Genomic DNA, 15,969 nt, shown 5'->3' with positions numbered 1-15,969 from the left:
AGATTAAATTTACGTAACCAAAATGTAATAATTTCGACAGCTAGTTTCAATTTTACTAGTTTTCTATCTCTTCACTTTATAGATTCGATCTGCGTAAAGTGCGAAAACAAAAAAACCTAACGATCCGTGATCGTTAGGTTGAGTTAGCAGTGTCTTATTAGGGACCTGCCTGACATATAAAATAATCTATTTGGATTACAGCTTCTTGCTGAACCGGTATCCATGTTTCGTAAAGCCAAGATGCTCATAAAAACTGTAAGACGGCTTATGCTGTTCTCGATTGCCTTCGATAATAAGCAGTTTCTGACTGCCGTGCTCGCTTGCCCAAGATTCCGCATGTTCCAAAAGTCTACGGCCAATACCTTCTCCTCTATGCGCTTTGCATACAATCAAAGATGTAATTTGTGCCGCTTGTTCTGGATCTGAATGCGATTGAACACACTGCAGACCTAGCATTCCTACAACCTCTCCATCCATTTCCGCCACCAGCATACAGGTATTATCATTCACCTGGGCAGATTCAATCCTCTCCCGCATAACTCCTGGCGTCGTTGGATAGCTGACCTCATGCATGAGATGTGTAACACACTCTGCATCCTGCTTCTCACATGAGCGAATGGTCAGAACTGGGGCTTCTACATTACTTAACATGGTTTACCTCCACTTTCAGCAAATTTGCGGCCTGTGTTGCCGTTTCGCGTGCTTCTTCTACACTGGTGGCTGCACTAAGTGCAACAGCCATTCTTCTTCCAACCTTCGTCTCAGGCTTACCAAAAATGCGAACCTGGGTACGAGGCAGGGCGAGTGCTTCCGGAACACCTTGAATCGTATAAGATGCTGTAATTTCATCTGCCTTCAGCGTTGCAGATGCGCCTGGTGTCAATAGTTCAACACCCGTCACCGGAAAACCGAGAACTGCTCTTACGTGAAGGGCAAATTCCGATAAATCTTGCGTAACCATCGTTACCATCCCTGTATCATGAGGCCGAGGAGAAACTTCACTGAATACGACCCCTTCTCTTGTCAAGAAGAGTTCTACGCCAAACAAACCATACCCACCAAGCTCATCGGTAATACGCTTAGCGATATGCTGTGCTTGGACCAACTGTTCCTCGTTCATGAAATGGGGCTGCCACGATTCTACATAATCTCCATCCTTCTGTATGTGTCCAATGGGGGGACAAAATACAGTACCAGATGAGGAACGAACCGTAAGCAGCGTGATCTCGCTCTCAAATTCAACAAAAGCTTCTACGATGACACGTGTTGCTATAGCCCTTGCTCCTTCTAGTGCAGCATTCCAGCTTGCTGATGCCTCCTCTGGAGCACGGCATACTGTTTGCCCCTTACCAGAAGAGCTCATGAGCGGTTTGACTACACAAGGCGTGCCGAGTTCTTGCACTGCCTTCTCTAGTTCTTCCAGACTATCAGCAAAACGATAAGCTGCCGTAGGCAAGCCCAGCTCTTCAGCTGCTAACCGGCGTATACCTTCACGATCCATCGTTAGTCTAGTTGCTCTTGCAGTAGGTACAACCCGAAATCCCTCTTGTTCAAGCTCCAGGAGTGCCTCTGTGGCAATCGCCTCGATCTCGGGAATGATAAAATCAGGCTGCTCCTTTCGAATCAAATCTTTTAGTGCTTCTGCGTTCAGCATGTCAATACAGTAGGACCTATGGGCGACCTGCATCGCAGGAGCATGGTCATAGCGATCGACAGCAATCGTCTCTACACCCAGTCTTTGTGCCTCTATAACGACTTCTTTGCCCAGTTCACCGCTGCCAAGCAGCAGCATTTTTTTGGTTTCTGCCGAAAAAGGAGCACCCCACATTTTCTCTCTAATCCCCCTACCTGAGAAATCTATATCTATTTCTCTATTTTCGGGGAACTTGAGACATAATGCAAGAGTGCTCGACTTATTTCTTGTGAATATTACATGGAAATTTTAAATTTCGCGAATAAAATTTACAAAAATCTGAACTGCGCTTCGATCAAACCATTGTAAATCCCTTGTTTTTGGATAAGCTGTTCATGATTTCCTTGTTCTTTAATTTCACCGTGATCAAGCACGATAATATTGTCCGCATTACGAATGGTGGACAAGCGATGGGCTACCATAAACGATGTTCTTCCTTCAAGCAATACCTTCAGCGCATCTTGAATCTTAAGCTCGGTTTCGGTATCAATGCTCGCTGTCGCTTCATCGAGTATGAGTATCCGAGGATCCGCAAGGAGTGCTCTGGCGAAGGACAGCAGCTGTCTCTGTCCCATGGAGAGAACGTTGCCTCGTTCCTCCACTTCCGTTTCGTAGCCTCCAGGCAGTTTCATGATGAATTCATGTGCATTGACGGCTTTGGCAGCTGCCTCGACTTCCTTATCTGTCGCATTCAATCGTCCGAACCTGATATTATCACGGATCGTGCCTGAGAATATAAACGTATCCTGCAGCACAATACCAATCTGACTGCGCAGGCTGCGGATCGTAATATCCCGAATGTTATAACCGTCAATGGTCAGCTTGCCCTCCGTTACATCATAGAAGCGGCTCAGCAGATTGATGATTGTACTCTTTCCTGATCCCGTATGACCAACTAGAGCGATCGACTGACCTGCCTGGACATCAAGGTCAATTCCCTTGAGAGCCTGCCGTCCCTTCTCATATTCAAATATGACGTTCTCAAACTTAATATTCCCTTGGATCGTCGGAATCGGCTTCGCTCCTGGTTTATCAGCAATGCCCGGCTCTTCATCCATGAATTCAAAAATGCGTTCAGAAGATGCCATCGCTACAAGAAGCTGATTGTACATTTGACCCAAGCGGTTAATCGGATCCCAGAAGTTGCCGACGTAGTTGGCAAAGGCAACAAGAAGCCCGATGGTTAGCTCTCCTTCTTGAATTAAATAAGCACCAAACCAGAACAAAATGAGGGAACCAACTCCGCCCGTAATTTCAATCAGTGGACCAAACGCTTGGTTCATCGTGGAAGCACGGTTCCAGGATTTACGGCTCGTCATGTTCATTTGATCAAAGAACTTCATGTTCTCTTCTTCTTGCGTGTAAGCTTGGGTTACACGAATGCCTTGAATAGATTCATTCAAGTGGGAGTTGATACGTGAGTTCTTCATACGCACGTCCTGCCATGCCCGCCGAATCTTCACCCGTAATTTCGTAGAAATAAAGAACATGAGCGGTACTGTTAGAACGACGGCAAGACCCAGCTTCCAGTTAATAAACATCAGAATAACAATAATTCCGACGAGCTGAACACAGTCAATCAGCAGATTGACTACCCCGTTCGTAAACAGATCCTGAAGCGAGTTAATGTCGTTTGTAATCCGGACCATAACCGAGCCCGCCGGCCGTTTATCAAAAAACGAGAAGGAAAGCTTCTGAATATGCTTGAACAGATCCGATCTTAGATCGTAAATTACCCGCTGACCAATGATATTCGTATATTTGATCCGGATTGTGGCTGCTACCCATTGGATAATATAGAGAAGCAGGATACCACCTGCGATCCAATACAGCAGCGTCAGACTCGGACTGCTTCCATCCGTCGGAGCGATCGCCCTGTCGATAGCCAGACTGGTAAGATAAGGAACGGTCAATTTTGTAATTGTTCCTAACACCATCATGACAATAACAATCGGAAGCAGCTGTTTGGCGTAAGGTTTCATGTAGGAAAAGAGTCGTGAAAACTGACCCCAGTTAAACGGTTTTTCAATGACTTCATCGTCCTGATAAACAAAGCGCTCCTGTGTTTTCTTCTCTTTCACACCGGGAATGTTTTGTTTTTCGACAGCTGCATCGTTACTCATGTGTCACCTGCTTTCCAGGCGCCCGTTTGATGCGGGCAATATGATCTGCGTATTGAATATGATATACATCTTGGTATTGTCCAGGAGAGCTGATGAGCTCTTCATGTGTGCCCCGCTGAACGACACGGCCTTCATTCAGCACAAGGATCTCATCCGCATGACGCAGCGAAGAGATACGATGGGCGATAATAAAGGTCGTTCTTCCCCGCATCACTTCCTGGAATCCGGACTGAATTTCATGCTCGGTCTCCATATCCACCGCGCTGGTTGCATCATCGAGGACAAGAATCTTCGGATTCAGCAGCAGCGCTCTTGCGATGGCGATCCGCTGTTTCTGTCCTCCGGACAGCCCCATTCCGCGCTCACCAACAACAGTATCGTAGCCTAACGGCATCTCCATGATGAAATCATGGGCTTTTGCCAGCTTGGATACACGAATAATTTCATCCATCGACACATCCTTCATGCCGTAGGCAATATTGTTTCGGATACTGGAGGAGAACAAGAAGGTTTCTTGAAAGACCGCCGCAATCTGACTGCGCAGGCTCTTGATATTCATATCATTAATGTCTATTCCATCAATCTTAATCGTTCCACTCGAAATGTTGTAGGCTCTCATAAGCAGCTGGATAATCGTCGATTTACCTGATCCGGTGCCTCCTAGAAACCCGACCACTGTTCCTGGAGGTGCATCCAGATTGATATCCACAACAGCAGGAATTTTGTTACCATAGGCAAACGTAACATGATCGAAGGTGACATGCCCTTTGACCTGCTCCGGCACCAGTGTAATAGGATCTTCTCCATCCTGTACGTCAATGGGCTGGTTTAGCAGCTCAAGCACGCGTTCACCAGATGCTTTGGACTGAGTATAGTTATTGATATGAAATCCGATGTTCCACATCGGTCCGATTATGTACCAAATTAAACTAAAGAAGGCAACAAGCTCACCTAGTGTCAGCTCCTGATGGATGACGAGTCTTCCTCCGATAACAAGCAGCAGAACAACACTGAGGGATGCCAGCAGCTCCATAACTGGGAAGAATTTGGCCCACAGTGAGGAGGCGAATATTTGATTCGATTTGTAGCGTTCGTTGCGAAGAGAGAACTTATCTACTTCGTAAGGCTCTCGGGCAAAGGATTTAACGGTACGTACTCCGGTAATGTTCTCTTGGACAGCGGTTGTCAGAGAGCTCATGGCCAGCCGCATTTCCTGAAATGCGGGGTGAATCTGGGTTTCAAATTTCAAGGCGACAATGACCAGTACAGGCATAAAAATGAGGGTAAGTAATGTCAGCTGCCAGTTGATGGAGATCATCATAACGGCTCCAAAGACTACCATAAGCACCATATTGAGAATCTGGGCAAATCCAAATCCAATAAAGTTACGAATTGCCTCCAAGTCTCCGGTTAACCGTGACATCAGGTCACCCGTCTTGGCCGTATCATAGTAACGGAAAGACAAGAATTGCAGCTTCTCATAGCATGCATTCCGCAGACGATAAGCCAGGTAGTTCCCTAGTCTTGCACCAAGAAATCCGTGTAAAAATTGAAATGATGCTTTGATGATTACTACACCTAGTACCGATAGGGCAAGCATGGGAACGTATTCATAATTCCCGGGGGTAATGACATCATCAATCAGCACGCGTAGAAGGTTCGGGTACACGAGCCCGAGTGCAGTGGCAATGGCCAAACACAGAATAGACATAAACATCAAATTCCGTTTAGACCAGAAGAAGCCCTGCAGCTGCCTGAGAACATCCATGTTTCTCCTCCTCAAAAATCTTACTCATCTTGTATAAAATCTTATGAACATTAATGAAGTTTATCACCGGCTTAAACCCCCGGCAAAGCGAAAAAGACCTCATTTTCAGGCTTCTTTTGGTTTGAAAGGGCAATATCAGGAAATAATGGGCAACTCTCAATTAAATAGTCGGATATTCTCAGCTTAGCTAGGTGATATCAACATAAAAGCATCCCTTTTCGGTTGCCCCGAAAGGAGGGATGCTTCTCAAGGTAATAAACAGTTTAAAATAAACTTTCCTGGACTTGAGTTAATTGTGAGGCCAGCTCTTCCAGTGTACGGATATCACTTGCATATTCCAATGCACCGATCAGACCAGAGATCTCCTCGGACCACTGCTCTTCCATTCGTTCTTTATGATCCATTAGAGAGGCACGAGTTAAATTCTGAAAGTACGTAATCAGATGCGCTTCGTTGTGTTCAAGCTCCTGAAGAAGAAGAGCTTTTAATTCCGGCTCCAATGCCGCCTGGAGCTGTTTCCTCCCAGGACCTTCGAAAAAGTGCTTTGGATTTTTGAAATATTTCCAGACATTTTTCCAAGCAATCGGCTCTTTCACATCGGTTCGTTTGAGTGTTGGTGTGTCCCAATGCCCTGTAACTTCGGAATACACTTGAATTCCATCCGATATTTCCGCGAGTCGTTTGCTTGTTCGTTCTGCTTCCTCTTGGGTCAGCCGCTGACCCTTGCTCTCCATCCGCAGCGTTGTAGCCAGCAGCTCCTGCTCAATTTCGAGATACAGTATTCGCAGAAGCTCTCTTCCCGAGGCATGGAATATCCCTTTAAGATCGCCTTGGTCTTCTCTCAATACAGATGGATGAAAAGCTTCAGACATAAACTCAGACATCCGGTAGCTGATACGCTGTCCGACATGGAATAGCAGCTCTTTCATTTCCTGGGCAATTTCCGCATCCTTGTTAGATGAGCCATAAGCCGATAATAGCTCAAGTCCGTGCTGTTTGATATCCGTCAGTTTCTGCTTGCGGGCCAGGCGCTCCGCTTCTCCCTGACGGGCATCACGAATCCACTGCTCTACACGCTGTCGAACATGACCGACTTCCTTGCTGGCTGCATGGATTGCAAGATCAGGGAGCTCATCCCCCGCAAAATGACTAAAGGCACGTTCAAATACAGTGAACCGAGATGCATCCAGCTTGGCTTCATCACCTTGCTGTTTGGCTTGAAGCGCCATCAGACTGGATACCGGATAGACCTTAGGAACGCGTACACCATTATGCTGCAGCTGGTTTGTAACATGCTCCTTAACCAATTCCAGCTCTTCCTCCGAGGATGCCAAGTCTGCTGCATTGATGACAAAAAACATATTATCCAGTGATTTGGCATCCTTGACTCTTCCAAGCTGATTTAGAAACTGCCTGTCACCTTGTGAGAAAGCATGATTGTAGTAAGTGACAAATACGAGAGCATCCGCATTTTTCATATAATTAAAGGTTACACCCGTATGTCTCGCATTGATGGAATCCGCCCCAGGCGTATCGACTAATATAATTCCCTGCGAGGTCAACTCACAGTTATAGTACAGATCAATTGAGTCCACGAAACAGGACTTCTTCTCCTCTGCCACATAGGCACGGTATTCGTCCATGCTGGCAATCCAGGCACTTCCAAGCCTAGGTTCTGCTTCATTGTATCCAGCAGCTGCTGCCTTGAGGAAGCTGTAGTGAGGTCTTCCTGCCGGGTGTACCTGCTGGGGAGTCAGCGCAGCAACCTTTTCTCTCCAGGAATGCTCTTCGGCCTTCCCGAGTCCAAGCAGATCAAAAGAGAAGGTCAGGTCCTGCCATAAGGCATCATGGGTCTTCATCGCAACCCGGGCCGTCCGGTGTGCCGCCCCTTCGGCCGGCGCCATAATCCGGTTGATCGCCGCGGTCGTTGGATGCGGCGATACCGGAAGCACCGCTTCGCCAAGCAAGGCGTTGGCGAAGGAAGACTTCCCGGCGCTGAAGGCACCAAACAGCGCCAGGGTAAAGGTACCGCCCGCAAGAGACGCTGCGCGGGCGGTGAGCCCCCGTACCGCCGATTTCATGGCGGTATACGGGGCTGCAAGGGCAGCCGCCTGCGTAAGGCCGGCTGCCGCAGCGGCTAGCCGCTCGTGCCTGCGAGCGGCTAAGGGCGCATGCGCGAGCCTCGTGCGGGGCTCGCGTGCTGCGGCCGGAATATCAGCCGATGTGGACATGGCTGATATTCCGGCCGGGGCTGTGCCGAGATTCTCTGGCACAGCAGGGTCTGGGACCGCAGGCAGCACACCTGCGGTCAGCTGGTCTTTTGCCGGCAGCAGAGCCTGCACGGCAGCGGACATCGCGGCGATCTCCTGCTCGATCGCCGTTAACGCCTCGGCTGCAGCGAATTGTTTGCGGAGCTCTTCCAGCTCCCTTAACAACACCTCATGCTGATTTGCAGCCCGCGACTTTAAGCCCTCCAGCAGCTGTTCAGCAAGCTCCAGTGCAGACTTGCGATACCTTGCAATGAGCTCGGCTCGAAGCTCTTTACAATAATTCAGCACATACTCACCCGTTACGGTTCCGTCTGGAGTACTTTTCGAGGTGATTAGCCCTTCATCGATACTGTACAGCTGTTCATCCAGCTTCTGATCCCACTCCTCATTCCACAGCTCGTGTGCGTTGCCTAATTGACGCAGCATCGTTCTCAAATGGAATGCCGCTTGACCTTCAGCCTGCTTGCTGAACAAGGACCAGAAATGATTGAAGCGTTCCTGCTTCTCCTGTTCTGTCTTGCCTGCCGAAAAAAGAAATCCCACCTTAAAGCCAGGGCGACGGCTCTCGATATACTTACCGGCAGCCTCTCTGACATCAGCAGGCGTCAAATTCGCGTTCTGAAGCAGACGATCCACTTCTTCTCGAATCCGGTTGAGTTCAAGCTGCGGGAGCTCCGTGACAGCCTGGATTTCCTGTTCAATCGCTTCCTTGCGGGCGGTAAGCCTCGCGGCGCCTTCTTCTCCACCGAGCTCTGTCAGGAGCCTTGCTTTACGCTCCTCTCTTCCATCCTCATATCTCATTAGAAATTGTTTCGATATATGGATCGCAGAGGATGCCAGGCTGTGATTCAACAGCTCGGTTCGAATAGACAGGAGCTCCTCAATAACGTTCGGAAGGACACATAGCTGGTTATATGGGTGTTCAGGCTTTCGTAAAGTGGTAAACAACAGCCCGGCATAAGAGACTTCCCATGCATTAAATGCAGCTTCTACCGCAGCCCGGTACTCACCAAAAGACAGCTCCTCATCTCGATGCTTGTCGATCTGAGTGACGATGAGATAGAGCGGCTTGCCCCAATCTGACAGACTTTTCGCAAAAGAGAGATTATTCTCGGATTGAACATGGTTATAATCCATCACATAGAACACCGCATCCGCCAAATGCAGTGCTGAATCAGTCGCTTGCTTGTGAGCGCCATCCGTGGAATCCACTCCAGGCGTATCCAGCAGAACTGCTCGTTCCTGGAGCAGCTTTACGTCCTCCCACACTTCAATATAAGCATATTGCTCTCCGTTCTTGCAGTATTCGTCCAGCTCATCAGGTGACACCGTAATGGGATCCGGACTCGCAGCATTCACCGCATCGATGTTTTGGTTAGGCTGATCCGAAAGCTCGCCTCGATTCGATATGGGTGCAGTTCGATGAATCTTCGCTTGCCTCGGACCATTCCGGATGGCTACGACATTTGCACTTGTCGGCACCGGACTCGAAGGCAGCACTTTTTTGCCGCATAAGCGGTTAATGAGACTTGATTTTCCTGCCGAAAAATGTCCGCAAAAAGCCAGGGTCAGTTCACCCTCCTCCGCCTTTCCCTCAAGATCAGCAATTGACGCTGCAGCTTTCGAATCATCATGGTCTAGGAAGAGCTTCTGCAAATCTTGTAAACGCATACGCAAATCGTCGTTCTGTCTCTTTACACTCGTCAGCATGTCCTCTAAAGACTCCTTCTCTTCATCTCGTTAAATATGTATATTTTATCACTGACCTTGATAGAAATGAACCATCGCGGCTCAAATTGTTCTTCATACCAAATAACCGGACACCTAGTGAAAGGTGCCCGGTCAATGTATAATCTGTTGCCTATAGCTGCTCAGCTATTGAATAGCTTAAGCTTTAATCGTTTCGTTATACCGCATTTTCCATCGCAGGAAGCAGGATTTCGAACACTTGTCCATGCTGAAGAATGGTAATATTTCTGCTCTTATCCTTCATAACAACTACTTCAGGCTTCTGAGACATGCGCTCCAAGTAATGCTCAGGTACATCTCCGGAATGACTCACTGTGATGCCCTCGATTTCTTTTTCTTCATTTTCGCTCATTTCAGTTGAAACGATCTCTTCAAAAATATCAGAAAAAGCTTCAAATTGGTCAGTATACACGGAAATACATTTCATGATTAACTCATCCTCTACTATTCATTTGCAATTTTTTTAGGTAAAGCAGATGAACTACGTTCCTTATCTTTCCTGATTTGGGACGTTTTCATACGCTTCTTGCCCTCACGGCATACATCGAGAAGCGGGCACACCTGGCATTTGGGAGCCTGTGCTTTGCAGTGGTATCGACCGAAGAAGATCAAACGGTGATGCGTAAGCGTCCATTCATCCATTGGAACTCTCTTCATCAGCTTTTTCTCGACCTCAAGCACCGAATCCTTCCAATTCACCAATCCCAACCGTTTCGATACACGCTCAACATGGGTATCTACCGCTATGGCCGGGACTCCGAATGCGTTTGAAACGACCACATTCGCCGTCTTACGGCCCACTCCCGGCAGCAGAACCAGCTCATCATGCTTGCTAGGAACTTCTCCTCTGTACTGTTCAATTAGAATCCGGCACAAATTTTGTATATGCTTTGCCTTGTTCCTGTACAATCCGATTCTCCGAATATCCTGCTCGAGCTCTTCGAGCGGGACGGAGACATAATCCTCCGGTGTTTTGTACTTCTGGAATAGATCGGCTGTCACTTTATTCACAGTCTCATCCGTACATTGTGCAGATAACAATACAGCAATGGTGAGTTCAAACGCGTTGCTGTGGTTCAATTCACAATGAGCGTCTGGAAACATATTTGCGATCGTATCAAGAATGTGACGTACTGTCGCTGCATTCATGAAGAGCTTACCTCCCACAAAAAAAACGTCTTGATACGTTTGGTCCGTATCAAGACGGTCATTCTTTCGCTTGCCGTTTAAAGAAATGACTACTGTTTAGAAATCTCGATAACTACGTTATTGAGCAGATACACTACAATATTATCATTATCTTTGAGAGATTGCACGCTTAAAGTCGTGTCTCCTTCATGAATGTAAACATTTGGTGACAAATTAAAGCGATAGTTATTATCTGTCATGGATGCACGCTTGACCTGTAATTCATTTGCTGCAGCATTGTATTTCCAGAACGTTTTGCTGAGCGGTGTCAGCACCTGGAATACAGGTGTTCCATCAGCATCCTTAGTCACAATGACATGGTCGCCTTCAATCAGTGTACTCATGCTGCTCGATGTAGTACCGTTCTTTACAACCTTCACTTTACTTCCCGCATTTATCGTCTCATTTGAACCAGTCGTTGTCTTATAGGTTACAACTCCACCATTAATGGAACTAATTTCGCCCCATATTTGCTTAACTACAGATACAGCCGTTGGAGAAGAACCATCAAAAGATACGTTAATCAGCATCCCCTTCTGAAGATCCGAAGGCTTAATGACTGCACCGTTATCATTCGTGATCGGTAGACTATCCACATATATGGAGCTCGTTACGCCGTCTTTTTTCACTTCTGCCCGATAATTTGAAGTATTCAGTGATACGACCTCAAATTGAGCGGCCGATTTGACATACAATTTGCTTAAGTTGTCCTGATTGCTGCTAAGCATTGCTGTCACCTGATCTCCTATACTTACATCAGACAAGGACGCCGAAGCTTTGCCATATAATTCAACTGTTGGTGTTGATTGATATGGAATGCTGATGGTTTGCCCATTAGATTGAATCAGCTTTACTATCTTGGAGGAGGTATTGATCTCCGACACCGTACCTTCGTATTTGTACACAATGCTAATGGAAAGCGCACGTGTACCAATCGTGGTTAAGTTCACTTTTCTTCCGTCCGTCAAATAAGGCTCAATTCCGGATAACGTCGGCTTGGTGCTGTTGTAATCTACTTTTGTTGCATCATTTAGTGTAAACACATGCGGCTTCTGGTTAGAATCAAGCACCGTCAGTAATTTGGTCTTGCTGTTATAGGATACAACCGTAACCATATTCAGCGGCTCCATCTGGCGATTAAGCACTTGGATCTTGGTCACTTGATCCTCTGCATTCAGTGTAAGCTCTACTTCATCTCCAGAGGTTTTGTCAGCAAGTAAATCTGTAAGCTTTGGAGTATCGATCCCACTGATTACGATTTGCGGATCTGGTGCAAGCAGCTTTACTTCAAGCGAGCCGTTTCGATCGTAAGTAATGGTTGATAGATTTGAGCCCAGCTCATAGAGGGTTCCACGCACTGTACGTTCGACACCGGCTGTAACCTCAATGGATTGGGTAACGCTGTCTTTTATGGAATACTTAATCACAGTTCCTGCTTTAAGCTCCGTTAACGCTACAATCTCGTTATGATAACGAATGACGGTCGTTCCTTCTTGCACCTTTAACACATCCGTAGTACCCGTGCTGTTGAGTACAGTCACCGTGCTTGCAGCTGAATCAATAGATTGAATGGTACCTTCTGCCGATTTGTTCACCATCCCGGATTTAACTTGTACAACAACCGGATTTTTGGCAGAGGTAAAGGTTTCCCGCTGTAATTCAACGATGCTGCCTGCGGTAATATCCTCTGGCTTGATGACTTGTCCATTCTGATCATAAAACACGGTAAGGTCTGTAAATGCAAACTCATGATACGTATTCCCCGTGAACATCCATAATTTGCTGCCGGTTAGACGTTCAAAGCTTCCCTCGATGACTTCAACTTGAGGTGTATCACTCATGCTCTCCACATAAGCCGCATTGGAATTAGAACCTGACACAACGATTTGTGTGTACAGCTTAATGTCAGATGGTGCGATTTTGGATGAAGATGAACTATTATAAAACGCTGTAGCTGGATTCACTGTAAAGCTTACATACTCACTGCCTGTGTACAAAGTTAATTTGCTGTCTGTTCGTTCGGTTATGTATCCTTTGTACTGATTGTCATACTCATAATCGGTGTATTCACTTCCGCGGTTGAAAAACGCAGTTATTTCTGCTCTTGTTACAGTGCCTTGCGGATTAAATTTGTTACCTGTTGTTCCTTGCGCAATCTCAAGCTCTGCTGCCAGATTGACATAAGGCTTATTCGCTGCCGTAATTAGGCTGTCATCAGCAAAGCTCGAATTCGCATTTCCTCCAGCGTTTGCTTCGGCTTCTTTACCAATGGCTCTGATAACAAGCTTCGCGATCCATTCTCTCGAAGCTGCCTGTTGTCCCCAAATTTGCTTTTCTAAAATCTCCTTGCTTTCCTCTGCTTCCTCTAAGAGGCCCAGTTCAAAAGCAAGAGATACATAGGATTTGGCATACTCACTCGTGCTAATGCCTTCAGGCAATTTAATGCTGCTGCCAGCAGGCAGGTTGGATTTCTGGTTCATGAATCGAATGGCGATCGTCACAGCTTCCTGCTTGGTTACTGCATCTCCTGGTCTAAACAGCCCTCTGTCTCCCACCAAGATGTCTAGGGATGCAAGCTTGTATATATGCTTTTCGGCCCAGTATCCGCTCTTTACATCGCTGAATGCGCCTTGAGCCGCCGTTGTTACAGCAGCGGGAGCTGTGTCAGCTCCCGCTGCTCCCGCACCGGCACTCAGCGCCATCAGACTGGCGAGCATGGCAGATACCATTTTTTTGGAATGCTTGGCATTGATATTGCTAGGTTTGAAAGTCAAGATTACTTCTCCTCTCTATACGTGCACATCAATTTGTATACCATGATCGTCAGCAAGATATTGCTGTATAGCTGAAATCCATTCCATAAAAGCCTTACGTTTATGAAATGGATTCATCTATGTCTATTCTCTTGTCATGGGATGTTCTAATTCCACATGTCCCATCAAACTTTCTTTCTGCTCACCATCGATAAGCAGCTCAAGTGACTCTACTTCTTCAAATTGGAAGAAGGTCTGCTTCAGCCCATCAATAGCAAAGGATTCTCCACTAGAGCCCAGATTTGCGGTCGCTGGAATTTTCAAATCAAGGGTAATATTTCCTCCATCAACTTCCAGCTTATTGATGGTAATTTCTTCAGACCACAGCGGAACCAGCTCTTCGCTGTCACTGTGCTGAAGCGCCTTGAAGGCAGCTTCATATTTACTCCAATCCGTTTTGTAAGAGATCGTTTGCATCGCAGACTTCAACTCAAGCAGCTCCGGATCGGTATAATAGACCTGAATGTTTGCTTCCTTGGTCTCTACATTCTCAGCTTGCTCACCAGAGCTTCCATTCGTGCCGCCGGAGCTTGTCCCTCCATTTCCAGAAGTGTTGCTCTCTTCGGGAGGAGTTTGAGTTTCGTTAGACGGCTCCGTTTCTTCTTGTTCTTGTGTATCATCGGTTTGCGGATCCGTTTCACTGCCTGTTTGCTGTTCCGAATCGGAATTCGGTGGAGAGGCGGTTGGATTGTTACCGCAGGCTGCAAGTGTAGTCAGTGATACAGCCAGTAATGCGACCATCCACCATTTTTTTCTCATCATCTCTATCACCCTTTTTTGTCAGCTGTTATATAGTTCGAACGAAGAATGTACTGTCTTCTAATTGTAGAGACGTATAAGGACTGTCATTTCTTTCGTACACAAACTCATGCAACTACATGCTGTGGATTCTACATTCCTAAGTATTCCTTAATGCCCTTCACTACGCCTTCTGCTACACGATTCTGGAAGGTCGTATTAAAGAGTGCTGCTTCATCGTTCTTGTTGCTGAGGAATCCAACCTCGAGCAATATTGCAGGCATTGTCGTATCTCTTATAACTGCAAAATTACCTGTTTTGACCCCACGGTCTCTAAGACCTGCAGCCTGTACCATGTACTTGTGCACTGTGTTCGCCAGTGACTTGCTGTTGGAACGGTTATAGTAAGTTTCTGAGCCTGTTGCCGATGCCGGTCCGGCATTCGCATGAATCGATAGAAATACATCTGCCTTTGCATTGTTTGCGACTTTAACTCGTTCGGACAGTGTAAGGAATGTATCATCATCACGAGTCGTAATAACGTTAATGCCCGGCTCCTTTTTGAGGAGCTGTTCGATCTTGAGTGCCATCGTCAAGGTAAAATTCTTCTCATATTTGCCTGTTACTCCGATTGCGCCTGGATCCTGATCTCCATGCCCTGCATCAATGACAACCGTTTTCTTCTTCGTCGTCGGCGGTGTCGTTGTACCACTGTCCGTATCCAGTGTAACGGTAATCAAACCTGCATTCGAGGAAGTCATCTTATAATTCATCGCATAGCTCAGATCAATAACCACTCGTACTGTGGAAGGATCATTGCTGAAAAGCGCATATCTTACTTTCTCTACACCTTCATAACCATCGACGACAATTTGCCCGGCAATACTCTTGGTGATGTCGAGCGCTTGTGTATCTGCGAACAAGCTGCTGAATTCGGCATTCGGAATGTCTACAACAATTCGGTCTGGGGCAGACATTTTGAACGCAGTCGGAGCTGCTCCTCCGCTCGTCGCAATCATAAGCTTACTGTCCGTAAAGCTGATTCCATTCACTTGAATCAAATTCGAATCATTGCCGTTACCGCCTGCAGGAGGAATTTCACTTCCGCCTGAGCCGCTGTTTGAATTGAGGTATACGGTTTTCGTTTGATTGTTCCAGCTTACCTGTAATCCCATGGTCTCACCTACGAAGCGGATGGGTACAAGCGTTGTTCCATTTTTAATGATTGGCGCAGCGTCAAGATTGACGGTAGAACCATTGACGGTCGCTGTCTTCTTGCCAGCTACCATTTTAATCACTGTTTGATCTTGTTTTATAGTAACCGTCTTCGTCTTCTGCTCCCAACCGACACTGTAACCTAACTTCTCTGAGACGACACGAATGGGTATCATAACTTTGCTGTTAATATTCTCTGCCTTTACGCCAGAGGGTAGACTCAACTGACTGCCATCGAGAACGATCTTGATGTCTGCCGCTGCTTGTCCGAGACCAGGGAAGATCCACATGAAACATAGCAATGCGACTAAAACTTTTAACTTTTTCATCCGTCACCCTTCCAATTCTGCTTTTTTTGAACATAGCTCGCTTTCTATTAAATATAGAAAGAATCCAACTATTAACAAAATAT

10 protein-coding genes are annotated in these 15,969 nt (G+C 46.6%); all 10 read right to left on the bottom strand.

The features are described 5' to 3' along the window. Positions 1-195 precede the first annotated feature (195 nt). A complete protein-coding gene (locus tag BLW49_RS08095; protein ID WP_076312834.1) occupies positions 196-651 on the bottom strand; it encodes a GNAT family N-acetyltransferase in 456 nt (151 codons plus the stop codon). Then, positions 641-1,828 (bottom strand): formate-dependent phosphoribosylglycinamide formyltransferase, encoded by a 1,188-nt coding sequence (purT, locus tag BLW49_RS08090; RefSeq protein WP_076312835.1) that lies wholly within the window; start codon positions 1,826-1,828, stop codon positions 641-643. Before purT ends, BLW49_RS08095 begins: the two co-directional genes overlap by 11 nt. A 134-nt stretch (positions 1,829-1,962) precedes the next feature. Next, positions 1,963-3,816, bottom strand: coding sequence for an ABC transporter ATP-binding protein (locus BLW49_RS08085; RefSeq protein ID WP_076312836.1), 1,854 nt, complete (start codon positions 3,814-3,816; stop codon positions 1,963-1,965). Next, entirely contained in the window at positions 3,809-5,584 is a 1,776-nt protein-coding gene (locus BLW49_RS08080) for an ABC transporter ATP-binding protein (RefSeq protein ID WP_076312837.1), read from the bottom strand. The genes BLW49_RS08085 and BLW49_RS08080 overlap by 8 nt, the downstream gene beginning before the upstream one ends. Positions 5,585-5,847: 263 nt before the next feature. After that, the gene (locus BLW49_RS08075; protein WP_090724008.1) at positions 5,848-9,564 is read right to left on the bottom strand and encodes a dynamin family protein; all 3,717 of its coding nucleotides are present in this window, start codon (positions 9,562-9,564) and stop codon (positions 5,848-5,850) included. Between the two features lie 196 nt (positions 9,565-9,760). After that, positions 9,761-10,030 (bottom strand): hypothetical protein, encoded by a 270-nt coding sequence (locus tag BLW49_RS08070; protein ID WP_047911189.1) that lies wholly within the window; start codon positions 10,028-10,030, stop codon positions 9,761-9,763. A 17-nt stretch (positions 10,031-10,047) separates the two neighbouring features. Beyond that, a complete protein-coding gene (gene nth, locus BLW49_RS08065) occupies positions 10,048-10,752 on the bottom strand; it encodes an endonuclease III (RefSeq protein WP_076312839.1) in 705 nt (234 codons plus the stop codon). Positions 10,753-10,841: 89 nt separating this feature from the next. Then, positions 10,842-13,565 carry an S-layer homology domain-containing protein gene (locus BLW49_RS08060; protein WP_090724006.1) on the bottom strand — a complete coding sequence of 908 codons (2,724 nt, stop codon included), beginning with the start codon at positions 13,563-13,565 and terminating at the stop codon, positions 10,842-10,844. A gap of 123 nt (positions 13,566-13,688) precedes the next feature. Then, positions 13,689-14,366, bottom strand: a complete 678-nt coding sequence (locus BLW49_RS08055) for a GerMN domain-containing protein (protein WP_256209662.1) — start codon at positions 14,364-14,366, stop codon at positions 13,689-13,691. Between the two features lie 128 nt (positions 14,367-14,494). After that, entirely contained in the window at positions 14,495-15,886 is a 1,392-nt protein-coding gene (locus tag BLW49_RS08050) for an N-acetylmuramoyl-L-alanine amidase family protein (protein ID WP_076312841.1), read from the bottom strand. Positions 15,887-15,969 lie beyond the last annotated feature (83 nt).

The organism is Paenibacillus sp. PDC88, assembly GCF_900106725.1.
In the GTDB taxonomy this organism is placed as follows: Bacteria; Bacillota; Bacilli; order Paenibacillales; family Paenibacillaceae; genus Paenibacillus; species Paenibacillus shunpengii.
The sequence above is the reverse complement of the archived record's forward strand: the minus strand, read 5'-3'. Positions and strand labels throughout refer to the sequence as shown.